General features: G+C 67.5%; 20 protein-coding genes. 11 read left to right on the plus strand and 9 right to left on the minus strand.

The window, feature by feature from the left end; all coding sequences use genetic code 11:
* Positions 1 to 7: 7 nt before the first annotated feature.
* The 3 genes from pyrC to TSH64_RS08095 are packed head-to-tail and all read right to left on the minus strand — an operon-like array spanning position 8 to position 3,222.
* Positions 8 to 1,303, minus strand: a complete 1,296-nt coding sequence (gene pyrC / locus TSH64_RS08085; RefSeq protein ID WP_109096306.1) for a dihydroorotase — start codon at positions 1,301 to 1,303, stop codon at positions 8 to 10.
* Positions 1,303 to 2,277 (minus strand): aspartate carbamoyltransferase catalytic subunit, encoded by a 975-nt coding sequence (locus tag TSH64_RS08090; protein WP_109096307.1) that lies wholly within the window; start codon positions 2,275 to 2,277, stop codon positions 1,303 to 1,305. The genes pyrC and TSH64_RS08090 overlap by 1 nt, the downstream gene beginning before the upstream one ends.
* 57 nt (positions 2,278 to 2,334) lie before the next feature.
* A complete protein-coding gene (locus TSH64_RS08095; protein ID WP_098739923.1) occupies positions 2,335 to 3,222 on the minus strand; it encodes a transcriptional regulator GcvA in 888 nt (295 codons plus the stop codon).
* Positions 3,223 to 3,395: 173 nt separating this feature from the next.
* Here TSH64_RS08095 and TSH64_RS08100 point away from each other — a divergent pair, with 173 nt between their 5' ends.
* The 6 genes from TSH64_RS08100 (at position 3,396) to TSH64_RS08125 (ending at position 7,869) form a co-directional block, all read left to right on the plus strand.
* Positions 3,396 to 3,635, plus strand: coding sequence for a DUF1127 domain-containing protein (locus TSH64_RS08100; RefSeq protein ID WP_109096308.1), 240 nt, complete (start codon positions 3,396 to 3,398; stop codon positions 3,633 to 3,635).
* Positions 3,636 to 3,638: 3 nt separating this feature from the next.
* Positions 3,639 to 4,088 carry a GFA family protein gene (locus tag TSH64_RS08105; protein ID WP_109096309.1) on the plus strand — a complete coding sequence of 150 codons (450 nt, stop codon included), beginning with the start codon at positions 3,639 to 3,641 and terminating at the stop codon, positions 4,086 to 4,088.
* A complete protein-coding gene (locus TSH64_RS08110; protein WP_109096310.1) occupies positions 4,085 to 4,498 on the plus strand; it encodes a GFA family protein in 414 nt (137 codons plus the stop codon). Before TSH64_RS08105 ends, TSH64_RS08110 begins: the two co-directional genes overlap by 4 nt.
* Before the next feature lie 191 nt (positions 4,499 to 4,689).
* Positions 4,690 to 5,037 (plus strand): cupredoxin domain-containing protein, encoded by a 348-nt coding sequence (locus tag TSH64_RS08115; RefSeq protein WP_109096311.1) that lies wholly within the window; start codon positions 4,690 to 4,692, stop codon positions 5,035 to 5,037.
* 75 nt (positions 5,038 to 5,112) lie between these two features.
* Positions 5,113 to 5,955: an FTR1 family protein gene (locus TSH64_RS08120; RefSeq protein WP_109096312.1), complete on the plus strand. Its 843-nt coding sequence runs from the start codon at positions 5,113 to 5,115 to the stop codon at positions 5,953 to 5,955.
* Positions 5,956 to 6,057: 102 nt separating this feature from the next.
* Positions 6,058 to 7,869 carry a monovalent cation:proton antiporter-2 (CPA2) family protein gene (locus TSH64_RS08125; protein ID WP_109096313.1) on the plus strand — a complete coding sequence of 604 codons (1,812 nt, stop codon included), beginning with the start codon at positions 6,058 to 6,060 and terminating at the stop codon, positions 7,867 to 7,869.
* On the opposite strand, the gene TSH64_RS08130 is transcribed toward TSH64_RS08125, so the two are convergent.
* From TSH64_RS08130 to TSH64_RS08140, 3 genes are read right to left on the minus strand one after another with little or no spacing between them, the layout of a single operon-like run.
* Positions 7,866 to 8,663 (minus strand): ABC transporter ATP-binding protein, encoded by a 798-nt coding sequence (locus TSH64_RS08130; RefSeq protein ID WP_109096314.1) that lies wholly within the window; start codon positions 8,661 to 8,663, stop codon positions 7,866 to 7,868. The two genes, TSH64_RS08125 and TSH64_RS08130, sit on opposite strands and share 4 nt — an antisense overlap.
* Positions 8,660 to 9,556: an ABC transporter permease gene (locus tag TSH64_RS08135; RefSeq protein ID WP_109096315.1), complete on the minus strand. Its 897-nt coding sequence runs from the start codon at positions 9,554 to 9,556 to the stop codon at positions 8,660 to 8,662. Before TSH64_RS08135 ends, TSH64_RS08130 begins: the two co-directional genes overlap by 4 nt.
* Positions 9,557 to 9,613: 57 nt before the next feature.
* Entirely contained in the window at positions 9,614 to 10,594 is a 981-nt protein-coding gene (locus TSH64_RS08140) for an ABC transporter substrate-binding protein (protein ID WP_109096316.1), read from the minus strand.
* A 175-nt stretch (positions 10,595 to 10,769) separates the two neighbouring features.
* Between TSH64_RS08140 and TSH64_RS08145 the strand changes: the two genes are divergently transcribed.
* Complete coding sequence (locus TSH64_RS08145) at positions 10,770 to 11,162, plus strand: DUF983 domain-containing protein (RefSeq protein ID WP_109096317.1); 393 nt, start codon at positions 10,770 to 10,772, stop codon at positions 11,160 to 11,162.
* 24 nt (positions 11,163 to 11,186) lie between these two features.
* Positions 11,187 to 11,495 (plus strand): hypothetical protein, encoded by a 309-nt coding sequence (locus tag TSH64_RS35300; protein WP_146208012.1) that lies wholly within the window; start codon positions 11,187 to 11,189, stop codon positions 11,493 to 11,495.
* A 109-nt stretch (positions 11,496 to 11,604) separates the two neighbouring features.
* Here the strand turns inward: TSH64_RS35300 and TSH64_RS35610 are convergent, their stop codons facing one another.
* From TSH64_RS35610 to TSH64_RS08155, 3 genes are all read right to left on the minus strand, one after another.
* The gene (locus TSH64_RS35610; RefSeq protein ID WP_158285359.1) at positions 11,605 to 11,772 is read right to left on the minus strand and encodes a hypothetical protein; all 168 of its coding nucleotides are present in this window, start codon (positions 11,770 to 11,772) and stop codon (positions 11,605 to 11,607) included.
* A 220-nt stretch (positions 11,773 to 11,992) separates the two neighbouring features.
* Positions 11,993 to 12,370, minus strand: a complete 378-nt coding sequence (locus tag TSH64_RS08150; RefSeq protein WP_109096318.1) for a hypothetical protein — start codon at positions 12,368 to 12,370, stop codon at positions 11,993 to 11,995.
* Between the two features lie 39 nt (positions 12,371 to 12,409).
* Positions 12,410 to 13,225: a hypothetical protein gene (locus TSH64_RS08155; protein ID WP_109096319.1), complete on the minus strand. Its 816-nt coding sequence runs from the start codon at positions 13,223 to 13,225 to the stop codon at positions 12,410 to 12,412.
* A 97-nt stretch (positions 13,226 to 13,322) separates the two neighbouring features.
* Here TSH64_RS08155 and TSH64_RS08160 point away from each other — a divergent pair, with 97 nt between their 5' ends.
* The 3 genes from TSH64_RS08160 to pgsA all read left to right on the plus strand — a co-directional run bounded on the left by TSH64_RS08160 (position 13,323) and on the right by pgsA (position 17,209).
* On the plus strand, positions 13,323 to 14,093 hold the full coding sequence (locus tag TSH64_RS08160; RefSeq protein WP_109096320.1) for an SDR family oxidoreductase: 771 nt from the start codon (positions 13,323 to 13,325) through the stop codon (positions 14,091 to 14,093).
* 539 nt (positions 14,094 to 14,632) lie between these two features.
* Positions 14,633 to 16,528: an excinuclease ABC subunit UvrC gene (gene uvrC / locus TSH64_RS08165; protein ID WP_348770338.1), complete on the plus strand. Its 1,896-nt coding sequence runs from the start codon at positions 14,633 to 14,635 to the stop codon at positions 16,526 to 16,528.
* 78 nt (positions 16,529 to 16,606) lie between these two features.
* Positions 16,607 to 17,209: a CDP-diacylglycerol--glycerol-3-phosphate 3-phosphatidyltransferase gene (gene pgsA / locus TSH64_RS08170; RefSeq protein ID WP_109049932.1), complete on the plus strand. Its 603-nt coding sequence runs from the start codon at positions 16,607 to 16,609 to the stop codon at positions 17,207 to 17,209.
* Positions 17,210 to 17,219 lie beyond the last annotated feature (10 nt).

Genomic DNA, 17,219 nt, shown 5'->3' on the forward strand with positions numbered 1-17,219 from the left:
CACCGGATCAGCCCTCCGCCTGCCAGACGGTGCGGCCGTCGACGATGGTGCGCAGCGGCCGGCCCTGGACCGGACGGTTCTCGAAGGGCGAGTTCTTCGACTTCGACTTGAAGCGGCTGACGTCGATCTGCCATGGCACGTCGGCATCGAAGACGACCAGATCGGCCGGCCCGCCCTTGACGATGCGGCCGAGCGGCAGGTCGAGGATCGCCGCCGGGTTGGCGGTGACGCAGGCCAGCGCCTTCAGGAGCGGCATCCTGCCCTTGTGCACCAGTTCCAGCGTCAGCGGGAACAGAGTCTCCAGCCCGATGACGCCGGGGGCGGCCTGGGCGAAGGGCAGGCGCTTCTGGTCCTGGTCCTGCGGCACATGGTCGGACGCGATGGCGTCGATGGTGCCGTCGGCCAGCCCCTCGACGATGGCGCGGCGGTCCATCTCGCCGCGCAGCGGCGGTGACACCTTGGCGTAGGTGCGGTAATCGCCGACGTCGGTCTCGGTCAGGGCGAAGTAATGCGGCGCGGTGTCGCAGGTCACCTTCAGCCCGCGCGCCTTGGCGCGGCGGATCAGGTCGACCGACTCGCTCGTTGTGACGTGGGCGAAGTGCAGGCGCCCGCCGGTCAGCTCGGCCAGTCGCAGATCGCGCTCGATCATGATGATCTCGGCCTCGCGCGGGATGCCGACGAGGCCGAGGCGGGTGGCGATCTCGCCGGAGTTCATCATGCCGCCCGACGCCAGCGAGGGCTCTTCGGGGTGCTGGACGATCAGCTTGCCGAAGGTCTTGGCGTAGCTCAGTGCCCGGCGCATGGTCTTGGCGCTGACGATGGCCTTGATGCCGTCGGTGAAGGCGACCGCACCGGCTTGGCCCAGCAGGCCCATCTCGGTGATCTCGTTGCCTTCGGTGCCGCGGGTGGCGGAGCCGTAGGCGAAGACCTTGACCAGCTTCACCTCGCGGGCACGCCGCGCGATGAACTCCAGTCCCGCGACCTCGTCCAGCACCGGGTCGGTGTTGGGCAGCAGCGCCATGGCGGTGATGCCGCCGGCCGCCGCGGCGCGCGACGCGCTCTTGATCGTGTCCTTTTCTTCCTCACCCGGTTCGCCGATCAGCACCCGCATGTCGACGAGGCCGGGGGCTAGGCACTGGCCGGCAAGGTCGATCACCTCCGCGCCCTCGGGCGTGGAGTCGTTGAACAGGCCGGGGCCGAAATCGGCGATGGTCTCGCCATCGATCAGCAGGTCGCCGCGCTGGTCGAGGCCCGTTGCCGGATCGAGCAGGCGGGCGTTGCGGTAGACGGTACGCGCACTCATCAGACGGCTCCCGCAAGGTCGGACTGGCGGCGTTCACGGGTCAGCAGGTCGAGCACGGCCATGCGGACGGCCACGCCCAGCTCCACCTGATCGAGGATCATCGAGCGCTTGAGATCGTCTGCGACCTCCGAATCGATCTCCACGCCGCGGTTCATCGGACCGGGGTGCATGATGACCGCGTCGGGCTTCGCCACCTCCAGCTTCTCGTAATCGAGGCCGTAGAAGTAGAAGTACTCGCGGGTGGATGGGACGTACTGGCCGCTCATCCGCTCGGTCTGAAGGCGCAGCATCATCACCACGTCGGCATCGCGCAGGCCGGCCTTCATCGAGTGATGGACCTCGACGCCCAGCCGTTCGATCTGCGACGGCAGCAGGGTCGGCGGCGCCACGCAGCGCACGCGGGCACCCATGGCGTTCAGCAGGTGGATGTTGGAGCGCGCAACGCGGCTGTGCAGGATGTCGCCGCAGATCGCCACGATCAGCCCGTCCAGCCGGCCGAGGCGGCGGCGGATCGCCAGCGCGTCGAGCAGGGCCTGGGTCGGGTGTTCGTGGTGGCCGTCGCCCGCATTGATGACCGAGCAGTTGACCTTGTCGGCCAGCAGCTTGACGGCACCCGAATCGGCGTGGCGCACCACCAGCGCGTCGAGGTGCATGGCGTTCAGCGTCATCGCCGTGTCGATCAGGGTCTCGCCCTTCTTCACCGAACTGCTGTCGGTCGACATGTTGATGACATCGGCCCCCAGCCGCTTGCCGGCCAGCTCGAAGCTGGTGCGGGTGCGGGTGGAGTTCTCGAAGAACAGGTTCACCTGCGTGCGGCCGTCCAACAGGTTGGACTTCTTCACGGGTCGGCGGTTCTGCTCGACATAGCCATCGGCGAGGTCGAGAATCCGGGTGATCTCGCCGGCCCGCAGCCCCTCGATTCCGAGAAGGTGGCGGTGCGGGAAGACCGTGTCGGGGGGCGGGTTCGCGCTCATGGGCGCGGACTATAGGAGCGGTCCGTTACGCCCGCAAGCCGCTCCATGCGAAGGGTTTCACACCGCTCCCGCTTCCTCGAACAACCAGTCGTAGAAGGCCTTCACCTTGGGCCGGGAAAAGTAATGCTGCGGTGCCACGACGTAATAGGCGAGGCTTCCCGGCAGCCGCACATCGAACAGGCGGACCAGCCGTCCGGCGGCGATGTCGTCGGCCACCAGCACGCCGCGGGCCAGCGCTATGCCATGGCCGTTGATCGCCGCCTGGAGCGTGAAGGACGAATCGTCGAAGCGCAGGCCGCGTTCGGTGTCCACCCCCTCGATCCCCGCCACCCGGCACCACACCGCCCAGGAAATGTTGTAGTCGTCGTGCAGCAGTGTGTGGTGCCGCAGATCCTCCGGATTGACCAGGGGCCGCTTGCCGGACAACAGGGACGGATGGCCGACCGGGAAGATGTCCTCGGTCAACAGCCGTTCGACCCGCAGATCCGGCCACAGTCCGTTGCCGAAGCGGATCGCCAGATCGACGTCGTGACGGGCGAAATCGACCACCTGCGCCGTGCTGTGGACCCGCACATCCATATCGGGATGACGCTTCTGGAAGCGGACCAGCCGCGGCACCAGCCATTTGGACGCGAAGCTGGGCATGGTGGAGATGGTCAGCGTGCCGCTGCTGTCGGCGCGGATCAGCCGGTCGGTCGCCTGGGACAGCGTGTCCATCGCCTCGCGCACCGGCGGCAGGTAGCTCTGCCCCGCCTCGGTCAGCGCCAAAGCCCGGTTCATTCGGCGAAACAGCGGTAATCCGAGCCACTCCTCCAGAGCCTTGATCTGATGGCTGACGGCGGCTTGCGTCACATGCAGCTCTTCGGCGGCCTTTGTGAAGGAAAGATGGCGGGCGGCGGCTTCAAAGGCGCGCAGCGCGTTCAGCGGGGGCAGGCGGCGGGACATGGGGCGGTTCTGGGCCGGAGGTGGATTCGGATTAGCAGAGCTAATCGATTCTATGAGAAAGCGTCGTTTGTCGGCAAGCGTCCAGTGCCCCATCCTCAGTTCCACAAGCGATCACACTGAACGGAGCGGCGAGGCCGATGCCCCGCTCCCCCTCCAGCGAAGGAAAGAGGATCATGGCAAAGGGAACGCAGTCGCAGTTTTCCGCCGCAGAGCTGTTCGTCGCCAAGCCGGTGCAGGCCAACCCCGGTCTGGGCGAGCGCGTTGTGTCGCTGTTCGACCGTCTCGCAACCTGGAACGAGCGCCGCCGGCAGCGCCGTGCGCTGGAGGCATTGCCCGATCATCTGTTGTCGGACATCGGCATTTCCCGTGCCGATGCCGACCATGAGGCCGAGAAGCCGTTTTGGCGGGGTTGAGCGATGACCGACGCGACGGCAGGGGGAGAGCAGGTCTGGACCGGCGGTTGCCTGTGCGGCGGTGTGCGCTATGCCATCGACACGCATCCTGAGCCGATCTCCTTCTGCCACTGTTCCCAGTGCAGGCGCCAGCACAGCCATGTCGGCGCCTACACCGGCCTGCCGCGTGCGGCGTTGCGTCTGCTGAACGACGCCACGCTGACATGGTATGCCTCTTCCGACCGGGCGCGGCGCGGCTTCTGTGCGCGTTGCGGTGCCGGGCTGTTCTGGGAGGCGCTCGACCAGAGCGGCGCCGAGGATGGTCCGCGCATCACCGTGACCGCCGGCAGCCTGGACGATGCGTCGGGGCTCCGGGTCGAGCGCCACATCTTCGTCGACCACAAGGGCGCCTATTACGACATCGGCGACGACGGCGTCGAACGCCGGGCCAGCACGGGAGAGACGGTGGAATGAGCGAACAGAGCAGGGCACTTTCCGGGGGCTGCCTGTGCGGTGGCGTGCGCTTCCTGCTGGCCGAACGGCCGGACGGGGTGGTGACCTGCCATTGCGGGCAATGCCGCCGCTTCCATGGTCATATCGGCGCCTACATCACCGTGCCGCGCGACACCGTCGCCTTCGATGCCGACGCGACCCTGTCCTGGTACCGCTCGTCCGGCATCGCGGAGCGCGGATTCTGCGGCCGGTGCGGATCGTCGCTGTTCTGGAAGGGCGACGGCAAAAGCGAGATCGAAATCGCGGCCGGCAGCCTGGACCAGCCGACCGGGTTGACGACGCTCCGCCATGGCTATGTCGCCGGCAAGGCCGACTACTACGAGATCGCCGACGGGCTGGAACAGTTCCCGGGGTCGTCGGAACCGGAATAGACGGGCCGGGATTTCAAGCACGGAAAGTCAGCGAGGACAGTTGTTTGTGGACGGCCGCATTCCTGCCGGGTGCGCGTTTCCGTCGCAGGTGCGTTGCGGAGCCTGCGGGTGCCTTTTCATTTGACCCTCGGTGGTTGGGGTGAGAATGATTTTCAGAAGCAAAGGCCCCCAGCCCCCGAGGTTTTCCGCGAATGCGCCGTGTTTCCCTGCTCTCCGCCGCCTGCGCCATGGCTCTGTCCGGCGCTGCGTTCCTGAGCGCCGCTCCGGTCCGGGCCGACGATGCGATCACCATCGTCATCAAGGACCACAAGTTTGAACCGGCCGAGGTCAAGGTGCCTGCCAACAAGCGGGTGACCCTGCTGGTCGACAACCAGGACGCCACGTCGGAAGAGTTCGAGAGCGGCGAGATGAAGGTCGAGAAGATCGTCGGCGGCCGCAAGCAGATCAAGGTCATGGTCGGTCCGCTGAAGCCGGGGCGCTATCCCTTCTTCGGCGAGTTCCACGAGGCGACGGCGCAAGGTGCCGTGATCGCCGAGTGACGCAGTCTTAAGACCGTTCGATGCAGTCTTAGGGCGCAGTCTTAAGCCAGAGACCGCCCCGTACCGGAGACGACCATGCTCGCCAGTCTGATCATCGTCTTTCGCGAGGTCCTCGAAGCGGGCCTCATCGTCGGCATCGTGCTGGCCGCCACCCAGGGGGTGGCCGGGCGCGGCCGGTGGATCGCGCTCGGCATCGTCGGCGGCATCATCGGGTCCTGCATCGTCGCCGCCTTCGCCGACGGCATCAGCTCGCTGTTCGCCGACACCGGGCAGGAGCTGTTCAACGCCACCGTCCTGCTGATCGCCGTCGTCATGCTGGCTTGGCACAATGCCTGGATGGCGCAGCATGGCCGCGAGCTGGCGCGTGACATGAAGGCGGTCGGCCATGCGGTGCGGAGCGGCGAGAAATCGCTGGCCGCACTGGCCATCGTCATCGGCGTCGCCGTCCTCCGTGAAGGGTCGGAGATCGTGCTGTTCCTGACCGGAATCCTGGCCTCGGAGGAGGGCGGCATCGCCACTGTGGCCGCCGGTGGGCTTGGGGGCGTGGCGCTCGGTGGGCTTGTCTCGATCCTGCTCTATGCCGGGCTGGTGCAGATCCCGACGCGGCACCTGTTCGCCACAACCACCTGGCTGCTGACGCTGCTGGCCGCCGGCATGGCCGCCACAGCGGTCAATTTCCTGGCGCAGGGCGGTATGCTGAATGCAGGCGGGACGGTGCTGTGGGACAGCTCGGCCATTCTGCGCGACAACAGCCTGATCGGGCAGGCGCTGCATGTTCTGGTCGGCTACACCGACCGTCCGACCGAGGCGCAGCTGATCGCCTATGTCGGCGTGGTCGTCGGCATTCTGCTGCTGACCCGCTGGGCGGCCGGCAATTCGCCGTCCAACCGGTCGCGGGTCGCGTCCGCCGCGGAATGACCAATAGCATGACGGTGTAGGGCCGGGCTGACGGTCAAGCGTCTGGCCTTGCCCGTTGAAATCGCGTCATAGTGCCGCTGCGACAGTCGAGCGGCGGGGAATATGGCGGAGCTTGTGACGTTGGTTGTGCTGCTGGCGGCGATGGTGGTCGCCGTGCCAGTGGCGAAAAGGTTCGGGTTCGGGGCGCCGCTCGGCTATCTCGCCGCCGGACTGGCGGTGGGGCCTGCGGGCCTTGGGCTGGTGACCAATGTGGGGGCGATTGCGCACGCCTCGGAACTCGGCGTCGTCATGCTGCTGTTCCTGATCGGGCTGGAGTTGCGGCCCGCCCGCCTGTGGGTCATGCGGAAATCGGTGCTTGGGCTGGGCGGTGCGCAGGTCGCCATCACCGGTGCGGTGATCGCCGCGCTGTGCGGCTGGGGGCTGGGACTCGCCTGGCCGACCGCGGTGGTACTGGGCTTCGGTTTCGCCCTGTCCTCGACCGCCATGGCCCTGCCGATGATGGCGGAGCGCGGTCTGCTCGCCAACCAGTCCGGGCGCAACGCCTTTTCGATCCTGCTGTTCCAGGACCTCGCCATCATCCCGGCGGTGGCGCTGCTGCCGCTGCTGGGCAACGGCAGCGTTCCGCAGGCCGACGGCGCCTGGATGGCGGTGGCCAAGGCGGTGGTCGCGGTGGTGCTGGTTCTGATCGGCGGGCGCTATCTGCTGCGGCCGATCTTCCATGCCGTCGACCGGGCCGGCGCGCCGGAGATCTTCACCGCTACCGCCCTGCTGATCGTCATCGGCACCGCCGTGCTGATCCAGGAGGCCGGCCTGTCGATGTCGCTGGGCGCCTTCATGGCCGGCGTCCTGCTGTCGGATTCGGAATACCGGCACGAGGTGCAGGCGGACATCGAGCCGTTCGAGGGGCTTCTGCTCGGCCTGTTCTTCGTTTCGGTTGGGATGGGGGCTGACGTGCCGACGCTGATGGCGCACCCGATCCGCTTCCTCGGCCTTGCCGTGGCGTTGCTGGTGGTGAAGGGGGCGGTTCTGCTGGTTCTGGCCCGCATCGCCGGTGTGCCCTGGGCCGGGGCGGGGCGAATGGCGACGGTGCTGAGCCAGGGCGGCGAGTTCGGCTTCGTCCTGTTCGGGCTGGCGGTCGGCGGCGGCGCCATGGCGGGGGAACAGGCGTCGGCGGCCATGCTGGTGGTCACGCTTTCGATGCTGGCGACCCCCTTCCTGTTCGCCGCGGAAGAGCGCTGGCTCGCGCCGCGCCTGATGAGCGGCAAGCCCAAGCGGCCCTTCGACACCCCGCCCGACGAGAACCCGCCAGTCATCATCTGCGGCTTCGGCCGGGTCGGGCAGGTCGTCGGCCGCGTGCTGCGGATGCGCGGCATCGCCTTCACCGCGCTGGAGAGCAGTGCGGCGCAGGTCGACTTCGTTCGCAAGTTCGGCAGCAAGGCCTATTACGGCGACCCGACGCGCGTCGAGCTTCTGCGCGCCGCCGGGGCCGACAAGGCCAGGGTGCTGGTGGTGGCGCTGGACGACATGGAGCAGTCGCTGCGGGTGGTAGAGATGGCGACGCGCCATTTCCCCAACCTGACCATCTTCGCCCGCGCCCGCAACCGCCGCCATGTCCACCATCTGATGGACCGCGGCGTCACCCACATCGTGCGCGAGACCTTCGACAGCAGCATCCGGCTGACCGGCGACGTGCTGCGCCAGATGGGCATGCCGGAGGGTGAGGTCGGGCGGACGCTGGAGACCTTCCGCGCCCATGACGAGCGCACCCTGATCCGCCAGCATGCCGTCCACAATGACGAGACCAAGCTGATCCAGACCTCGCGCGATGCCGCCGCCGAGCTTCAGTCGCTGTTCGAGGCGGACCGCGAGGACGCCGTGCAGGGAGAGGCGGAACCGAGAACCGCCAGCGCCTAACCGATCAGCAGGCTGTCGTCGCTGATCTCCGCCCCGCCGCGCTGTTTGGCGAACAGCGCCAGCAGGTGCGGCACGTCCAGTCCGGCGCGCTCCTCTCCCGCCACGTCCAGCACGACGCGGCCCTCGTGCAGCATCAGCGTGCGGTCGCCATAGTCGAGCGCCTGCCGCATCGAATGTGTGACCATCAGCGTGGTCAGGCGGTTGTCGCGGACGATGCGGCGGGTCAGATCCAGCACGAAGTCGGCGGTGGCCGGGTCAAGTGCCGCCGTATGCTCGTCCAGCAGCAGGATCTTGGAACCGGCGAGCGTCGCCATCAGCAGGCTGACCGCCTGACGCTGGCCGCCGGACAGCAGGCCCATGCGGTCGTGCAGCCGGTTCTCCAGCCCCAGCCCTAGCGCCGCGATGCGGTCGCGGAAGCCCTTGCGGCGGTCGCCGCCCAGCGCCGGCGCCAGACCGCGGCGGCGTCCGCGGGCGGCGGCGAGCGCCATGTTCTCCTCGATGGTCAAGGTGGCGCAGCTGCCGGCCATCGGATCCTGGAAGACACGGGCCACCAGACCGGCGCGGCGCGGCGTGTCCCAGCGGGTGACGTCGGTGCCGTCGATGGCGATGCGCCCCTGCTCCGCCAGAACGTCGCCGGCCAGCGAGCCGAGGAAGGTCGACTTGCCGGCGCCGTTGGAGCCGATGACGGTGACGAACTGGCCTTCGGGAATGGTCAAATCGACGCCGCGCAGCGCGTGCTTTTCCAGCGGCGTGCCGCGCCCGAAGGTGACGTGGATGTCTTCGACGACGATCATCGGGCGGCTTTCGTGCTGCGGCTGGCCTTCGCCTTCAGGCGCGGCAGGATCAGGGCGACGGCGACCAGCACCGCGGTCACCAGATTGAGGTCGGAGGCCTGCAGGCCGATGGCGTCGGCCGACAGCGCCAGCTGGACCGCGAGACGGTAGAGGATCGACCCGGCAACGCAGCCGATCAGCGCCAGGGCCAGGGCGCGGGCGGGTAGAACGGTCTCGCCGACGATCACGGCGGCCAGCCCGACGACGATGGTGCCGATGCCGGTGGTGACGTCGGCGAAGCCGTTGGTCTGGGCGAACAGGGCGCCGGCCAGACCGGTCAGGGCGTTCGACAGGGCGATACCGGCATAGACATGGGCATCGGTGTCGACCCCCTGCGCCCGCGCCATCCGCGCATTCACGCCGGTGGCCCGCATCGCCAGCCCGAACTCGCTGCCCAGGAAGCGGGCGAGCAGCAGGACGACCGCCGCCACGATGACGCCGACCACCAGCGGGCGGACGATGTGGTCGGGGATGCCCAGCCCATAGAAAGGCGTCAGAACGGTGTCCTGCATCAGCAGCGCGACGTTCGGCCGGCCCATGACCCGCAGGTTGACCGAGAACAGCGCGATCATCGTCAGGATGCTGGCGAGCAGATGCAGGATCTTGAAGCGGACGTTCAGCGTCGCCGTGACCAGCCCGGCCGCCGCACCGGCAAGGGCTGCCGCGAGGCTGGCGAGCCATGGGTTGACCCCGGCGATCAGCAGCACCGCGCAGACGGCCGCCCCCAGCGGAAAGCTCCCGTCCACCGTCAGGTCGGGGAAGTCCAGGATGCGGAAGGACAGATAGACGCCGATGGCGACCAGCGCATAGACGAGGCCGATCTCGATGGCGCCGAACAGGGCGATTTCAGTCATTGCGGTGCTTTTGAAAGGGCTTGGCGGGGGAAGCGTTCCGCTCCCCCTGACGATCGTTTACTGCCCGACAACCTTCGTCGCGCGCTTCACCACCGCGTCGGGCAGGGTGACGCCCATGGCGGCGGCGGACTTGGGATTGACGAACAGGTCGGTGCCCTTGGCGAGCGCCACCGGGATGTCGCCCGGCTTCTCGCCCTTCAGGACGCGGGCGACGATGGCGCCGGTCTGCTTGCCGACCTGGAAATAATCGAAGCCGACCGAGGCGACCGTGCCGCGCGCGACGCTGTCGGTGTCGGCGGAGAAGATCGGCAGCTTCGCCTGCTGGCCGACCGCGATCACGCTTTCCAGGGCCGAGACGACGGTGTTGTCGAGCGGGATGTAGACGGCATCGGCCTTGCCGACGAGGCTGCGCACCGCCTGCTGGGCATCGGACGATTTCGGCACGGAGGCCTCGACGACGCTCAGGCCAACCTTGGCCGCCTCGTCCTTCAGCGCCTTGACCAGCACGATGGAGTTGGGCTCACCGGGGTTGTACAGCACGCCGATGCGCTTGACCTGCGGCAGGATCTCGCGGATCAGCGCCACATGCTCACCCACCGGGGCCATGTCGGACAGGCCGGTGATGTTGGCGCCGGGCTTCTCCATCGACTTCACCATCTGGGCCGAGATCGGATCGGTCACCGCAGTGAAGACGACGGGGATGTCGCGGGTCGCCGCCGCCACCGCCTGGGCCGAAGGAGTGGAGATCGGCACGATCACGTCCGGGCGGGATCCCACGAACTGGCGGGCGATCTGCGCGGCGGTGGCCGGATTGCCCTGCGCGCTCTGGTATTCCACCTTCAGGGTCTGGCCCTGGACGAAGCCGGCGTCCTTCAGCGCCTCCACGATGCCGTCGCGGGTGGCGTCGAGCGCCGGATGCTGGACGATGGCAGTGATGGCGACGGTCTTGCTCTGCGCCATGGCCGAAACCGGCACGGCGATCGGACCGACGAAGGCGGCGAGTGCCGCCGCGGCGCACAACAGGCGGGTGAAGGACATGGCTTGGAAATCTCCGCAACGGAAAGGTCTTCCCCTAGACCGCGCGGGCGCCGCCGTCAACTCGGCAGCAAGGGCGTCCAGGCCAGGATAGGGCGGCATGCCGGCCCTGCCCGCAATCGGGAGTGTGGTTTGCCGAAGAAGAGCCTATATTGTGGGCAACACGGAAGGAGTGGCCATGATCGCAGGGACCGGAACGGCTCCGTCGAAGTTTCTCGCCTCCTTCCGCGGCCTGATCGGCTGCTGCCCCAATTGCGGGCGCGGCCGGCTGCTGCGGAACTTCCTCAAGCCGGTCGACCGGTGTTCGGCCTGCGGCGAGGCCTATGGCCATCTGCGTGCCGACGACGCACCGCCCTGGATGACGATCCTGATCGTCGGCCACATCGTCATTCCCGCCCTGCTGTCGGTTGAGCAGAGCTACGAGCCGCCGACCTGGGTGCATTTGACGATCTGGCCGTCGCTGACCCTGTTGCTGACGCTGCTTCTGCTGCCGCGCTGCAAGGGGCTGGTGCTGGCGCTGCTGTGGAGCACCGGCGCACCGGGGTCGGAACATGGCGAAAGAGTCGGTTGACGGGAATTCCCGCCAGGATCAAGCTTGCCACCGATCATTGCGGTGATGGGTGGTCAAGTGTGGATCATGAACAGGCCATCAGGTATCGGCAGCCTTCTCATCGGCTTGAATCCGTCGTTGGCGGAAAGGATCGGCCCTTTGGGACTGGGAACGGTTTGCGGCGCCATCGTTGCGACCGCAGGTCAGGCAATTGTGTGGGGTTTCGCCCATGCCGGGATTCTTGAGGGCAGCCGGTGGTTCCTGGGCTTTCCTGTGCTGATCGGAGCCTATTGCGGCGCTCTGAATGGATGGAAGGGCTGGAGGCAGAGTTTCGACGGTACCAGCCGTTTTTGAGCGGGTTTTAGAGTTTCCGGACATGAAAACGGCACCGTGCGGTTCAGGCGCGGTGCCGTATCTCTATGTGCAAACAGCCTCCCGCCGCTCGCGGCAGGGCAGCCTGCCGTCAGCGCGCGCTCGGCAGGGCGGTGCCATGGTCGGCGCGGGCACCGGACAGGCTGGCGCGCAGACGGCCGAACAGCTCGCGCAGGTACTCGGCGCGCATCCGGCGGGCGGCCAGCATGATTTCGTCGTGGCTCCGGGGATCGCGGACTTCGTTGATTGACATGGTCATGGCTCTGGGAATCTCCACGTGAGGTGAGAGACGTCCACTCCCTTTGGCATTGTTTGCTTTTGTGAAGATCAAGATAGGGCAGAGCCGCTGTCCCATGAAGCGCGGTCCGTGCAAGGCCGACCGACGTTTTCCGTATCAGCTTCCTCAATCAACGGAGGTGCGAACTATTGCCGCAGGACACGGTTCGCAGCGGACTGCGGGCAACAGTTCGCCTGTCCGGTCACTCGCGGTCGCGCGCGCCGTCCACCGCGACGTTGCGGTCGGAGACGATGCGGTCGCTGTGGCGTTCTCCCGCCTGCCCCTGCGGCCGGTCGGGCTGGCGCGGCGGCAGCGGGCCGGTGCCGAGACCGCCGGCCTCCTCGCTGCCGGGGATGCCGAAATCCTCGTCGGGCTGGTCGACAGGGCCGCCGGCGCCGGGACCGATGATGCGCTGAAAGCCTTCGATCTCCTCGTCAACGTCCAGATGATCGCGCGTCTCGCGGATGTCGAGCGGGATGTCGCGCTCGTCGATGCCTCCGCTGTCACCGGGAGCATTGTCGCCGGGGCCGGTGGCGTTGCCGGACTTGCGGCTGTCGATGTTGCGGTCGTTGGTGGCCATGGGCGCTCTCCCGTCTGCTGTGTCGAGGTTTCGCTTTCCTCAACAGGGCGGAAGGGCACTTGTCACCGACCGCACGTCGAACCAGCCGCCGACGCTGTGGCGCAGATCGTGCCGACGGTCCTGCTCGGGCGCCGGGGCGATGTCCCACAGCCAGGACATGTCGGGGGCGGGAAGGGCAAGGCCCCAGGTCGAATCCTCCACCTCGGTCACGGTGCCGCCATGGATCCAGGAGGCATCGATGTCGGTGAACAGTGCCGCATGTTCGGCGATGGCTGTCAGCCAGCACAGATGGCCATGGACCATGCGCTGGGCGAAGGCCATCCGCTCCGCCGCCGGGATCTTCGGCGCACGGCGTTCCACCGCCTCCAGCGGCAGCAGGGGCAACTGGGACAGCAGGTTGCAGGAGAGAGCGAAACGGAAGGGGGCTTCCTCCGGCAACGGCGCGACGAAGCCGGTCGGCAGCGGGCTGCGGCTGTCGAGCGCCACCGCAAGCGGAGCCAGGGCGCCGCTGACGTCCATCTCGACCAGCCGGACGTTGGGCAGGGCCGCGGCCCGGCGGCGGACGGCGCGGCTGTGCAGGATGTCGACCAGCACCACCTCGTCGAAGCGTGCCGTCAGCCTTTCCAGCGGGATTTCGATCAGCAGCCCGGACCCGGCGACCAGCGCCCGCCCCCCCGGAGTCGCCCATTCCATGGCCTGTTCGACGAAACGGTGGCAGGCGGCGACGTGCGGCGCCCATGCCCGTCTCTGCCGCCGGTAGCGGGCGCCCAGCGCCACCATCTCCGACAGATAGCCGAACCTGCGGGCCAGTGGCGGGCAGGGTGTGGTCAGATATTCCAAGGCTTCGCGCAACATCGCCGGCCAATTCCCTCCAGTCGGTCTTTCCCTGGCGCCTCGCTTTTTGGCCCTCTCACCCCTTGACCCGCGAGGGTGGCAAGGTACCTATGGCGCCATGGTCGAGATCAAGAGGAAAGCGGCCCTTGTCACCGGGGCCGGCAAGCGCATCGGGCGGGCCATCGCGCTCGATCTGGCGGGGCAGGGGTGGGACGTCGCCGTCCATTACCGAAGCTCCCACGCGGAGGCCGACGCCGTCGTGGCGGAGATCGAACGGGCGGGCGGACGGGCCATGGCCTTCGCTGCCGATCTGGACCGCGAGGCCGAGGTGAAGACCCTGGTGCCGGCGGTGACGGAGCAACTCGGTCCACTGACCCTGCTGGTCAACAACGCGTCCCGGTTCGAACGCGACGAGGTTGCCGACGTGACCCGCGAATCGTGGGACGCGCATATGGAGGCCAACCTGCGGGCGCCCTTCGTGCTGTCGCAGGACTTCGCGTCGCGGTTGCCGGAGAGCGAGAGCGGACTGATCGTCAACATCATCGATCAGCGCGTCTGGAACCCCACGCCGCATTTCGTCTCCTACACCCTGTCGAAGATGGGGCTGTGGGCGCTGACCCGGACGATGGCGCTGGCGCTTGCCCCGCGGATCCGCGTCAATGGCATCGGTCCCGGTCCGACCCTGCGCAACGACCGCCAGACGGTGGAGGAGTTCGCCGAGCAGTGGGACTCGACCCCGCTGCGGCGCGGCACCACGCCCGAGGAGGTTTGCGCCGCCATCCGCTTCATGATCGCCGCCCCGGCGATGACCGGACAGATGATCGCGCTGGACGGTGGGGAGCATCTGGGATGGGCGCAGCCGGCGCATGGCTTCGTGCCCACCGAATGACGGCGTGTTACAGCGCCTAAACATGGGTGGACGCACCAGCCCCAGTGCCGGACGGTGGGCGGGATCGAGGCGGTCGATGGCGGGGGCGAGGAAAAGGACCGCGCGTTTTACACAGGTGCCCCACCCCGCGCAAGAGGCGCCTGCGCCGCAGCGACGATTTTGTGTCAGCGCGTCAATTCCCGCCATTGACTTGAAGCTGCCCTAGTGAAATCAATGACTTAGCAAAAATGCTCAAAAAATAGGCATAAGCATGCGATCCCTTGCGGCGCCTAGCTCCGGACGGGCTACTCCCTCCGTTATCGACAAACTTATCCACAGGTTTCGTGGATATTCTTTCGGAGGGGTGAGTCGATCCACATGCGACCTCCCTGTGCCCAACAGTTGACCCGCGGCGGCCGCTCGACGACATTCTGGTCATGTCCGAAACGCATTCCTCAGACCCCCTGGATTCCCCCTCGGCCGACGATGCCGCAGCTGGTTTCGCTGAAGATCGCTCGGCCGAAGACGGTTCGACCGATTTGGCCGCCCCGACCGACGCGGTGCCGGCAGAGGAGGGTGCCGCCGCGCGCCCGAAGCGGCGCCCGGCCGACATCGACCGGGGCGTCGAGACCATCCGGGAGCATCTGAAGACCCTGCCGCAGACGCCGGGCGTCTATCGGATGCTGGCAGGCGACGGGGCGGTCCTGTATGTCGGCAAGGCGCGCAACCTCAAGCGCCGGGTGACCAACTACACCCAGGTGGGAAAGCTGCCGGTCAGGCTCCAGCGCATGGTCGCGGAGACCGAGACGATGGAGTTCGTCAACACCCACACCGAGGTGGAGGCGCTGCTTCTCGAATCGAACCTGATCAAGAAGCTGATGCCGCGGTACAATGTGCTGTTGCGGGACGACAAGACGTTTCCGCACATCATGATCACCAAGGACCACGACTATCCGCAGCTGACCAAGCACCGCGGCGCCCGTGGGCGCGACGCCGATTATTTCGGTCCCTTCGCCTCGGCCGGGGCGGTGAACCGCACGATCACGGCTCTGCAGCGCGCCTTCCTGCTGCGCAACTGCGCCGACACGGTGTTCGCCGCCCGCACCAGGCCCTGCCTGCAATTCCAGATCAAGCGCTGCACGGCGCCCTGCGTCGGCCGCGTCACCCCGGAGGAATACCAGGCCCAGGTCAATCAGGCGCGCGCCTTCCTGTCGGGAAAGAGCCGGGACATCCAGACGGAGTTCGCGGACCGGATGATGGCCGCCTCCGAGCAGATGGATTTCGAGACGGCGGCGCGCTACCGCGACCGTATCCGCGCCCTGACGGCGATCCAGGCCCACCAGGACATCAATGTCGAGGGGGTGGTGGAGGATGCCGATGTCATCGCCGCCTATGCCGAGGGCGGGGTGACCTGCATCCAGGTCTTCTTCTTCCGCGGCGGCCGCAACTATGGCAACCGCGCCTACTTCCCCAGCCACGACAAGGCGGCGGAGACCGACGAGGTTCTCGCCGCCTTCATCGCCCAGTTCTACGAGAACAAGGCGGCGCCGCCGCTGGTGCTGGTCAGCCACGCCCTGCCGGAACTGGACCTGCTGAGCGAGGCGCTGGCGGTCCGTGCCGGGCACAAGGTGGAGTTGGCGGAGCCCAAGCGCGGCGAGAAGCGCCGGATCGTCGAGCATGCGCTGACCAACGCGCGCGAGGCGCATGGGCGCCGGCTGGCCGAAAGCTCCAGCCAGGCGCGTCTGCTGGAGGGGGTGGCCGCCGCCTTCGGGATGGATTCGCCGCCGGAGCGGGTGGAGGTCTACGACAACTCCCACATCCAGGGGGCGCACGCCATCGGCGGGATGATCGTCGCCGGTCCGGACGGCTTCATCAAGAACGCCTACCGCAAGTTCAACATCCGCACGGAGGGTGCCGCCGGCGACGACTTCGCCATGATGCGCGAGGTGCTGACCCGCCGATTCGGCCGGGCGGTGAAGGAGGATCCGGAACGCAGCCTGGGAAGCTGGCCCGATCTGGTGCTGATCGACGGCGGTCTCGGCCAGTTGAACGTCGCGCTTGAGGTGTTCGCGGAGCTTGGCATCGACGATGTGACGCTGGTCGGCATCGCCAAGGGGCCGGACCGCGATGCGGGGCGCGAGCATTTCTTCATGGAGAACCGTCCGCCTTTCCAGATGGAGATGCGCGATCCGGTGCTGTATTTCCTGCAACGGCTGCGCGACGAGGCGCACCGCTTCGCCATCGGCACACACCGGGCCAAGCGGACCAAGGCCATCGGCAAATCGCCCATCGACGAGATCGCCGGCATCGGTCCCGCCCGGAAGAAGGCCCTGCTGCACCATTTCGGCAGCGGTGCCGCCGTGTCGCGCGCCGGGCTTGCCGATCTGGAGGCGGTGGAAGGGATCAATCGGACCGTTGCGAAAAAGATATACGATCACTTCCATCCCGATGGTTAGAATGCAGGCACACGAATTCAGCCGGCTCTCTCACGGGCGCCGTGCGGCGACATCCTCCAGCGGTTCGAGTTCTCCGTCATGCTGACCAGCCTGCCCAACCTGCTGACCCTGTCGCGCATCGCGGTGATCCCGGTGGTGGTCGGGCTGTTCTATGTGCCGGAGGCGTGGGCCGCCTACACCGCCTGCTCGCTCTATGCGGCGGCTTGCATCACCGACTGGTTCGACGGCTATCTGGCGCGCGCCTGGGCGCAGGAAAGCGTGATCGGCAAGTTCCTGGACCCCATCGCCGACAAGCTGCTGGTGGCGGCGACGCTGATCATGCTGGCGGGCTTCCACCGGCTGACCGGCCTGTCGATCCTGCCGGCGGTGGTGATCCTGCTGCGCGAGGTTCTGGTGTCGGGCCTCCGCGAGTATCTGGCCGGCCTGCATGTCGGCGTGCCGGTAACCTGGCTGGCGAAATGGAAGACGACGATCCAGATGATCGCGCTGGGCTTCCTGATCGTCGGCGACTATGGTCCGGCCGAACTGCCGGTGACCTTCATCGGCACGGTCGGCCTGTGGATCGCCGCGGCGCTGACCTTCTACACCGGGTGGGATTACATGCGCGCCGGGTTGACCCATATGATGGCGGAGCAGCCGGCCAAGCCCGGTGCCGCCCGTTCGGCCCGAAGCGCCGGTTGAAAGTTTCCGA

The sequence above is a fragment of the Azospirillum sp. TSH64 genome, from assembly GCF_003116035.1.
GTDB lineage: Bacteria > Pseudomonadota > Alphaproteobacteria > Azospirillales > Azospirillaceae > Azospirillum.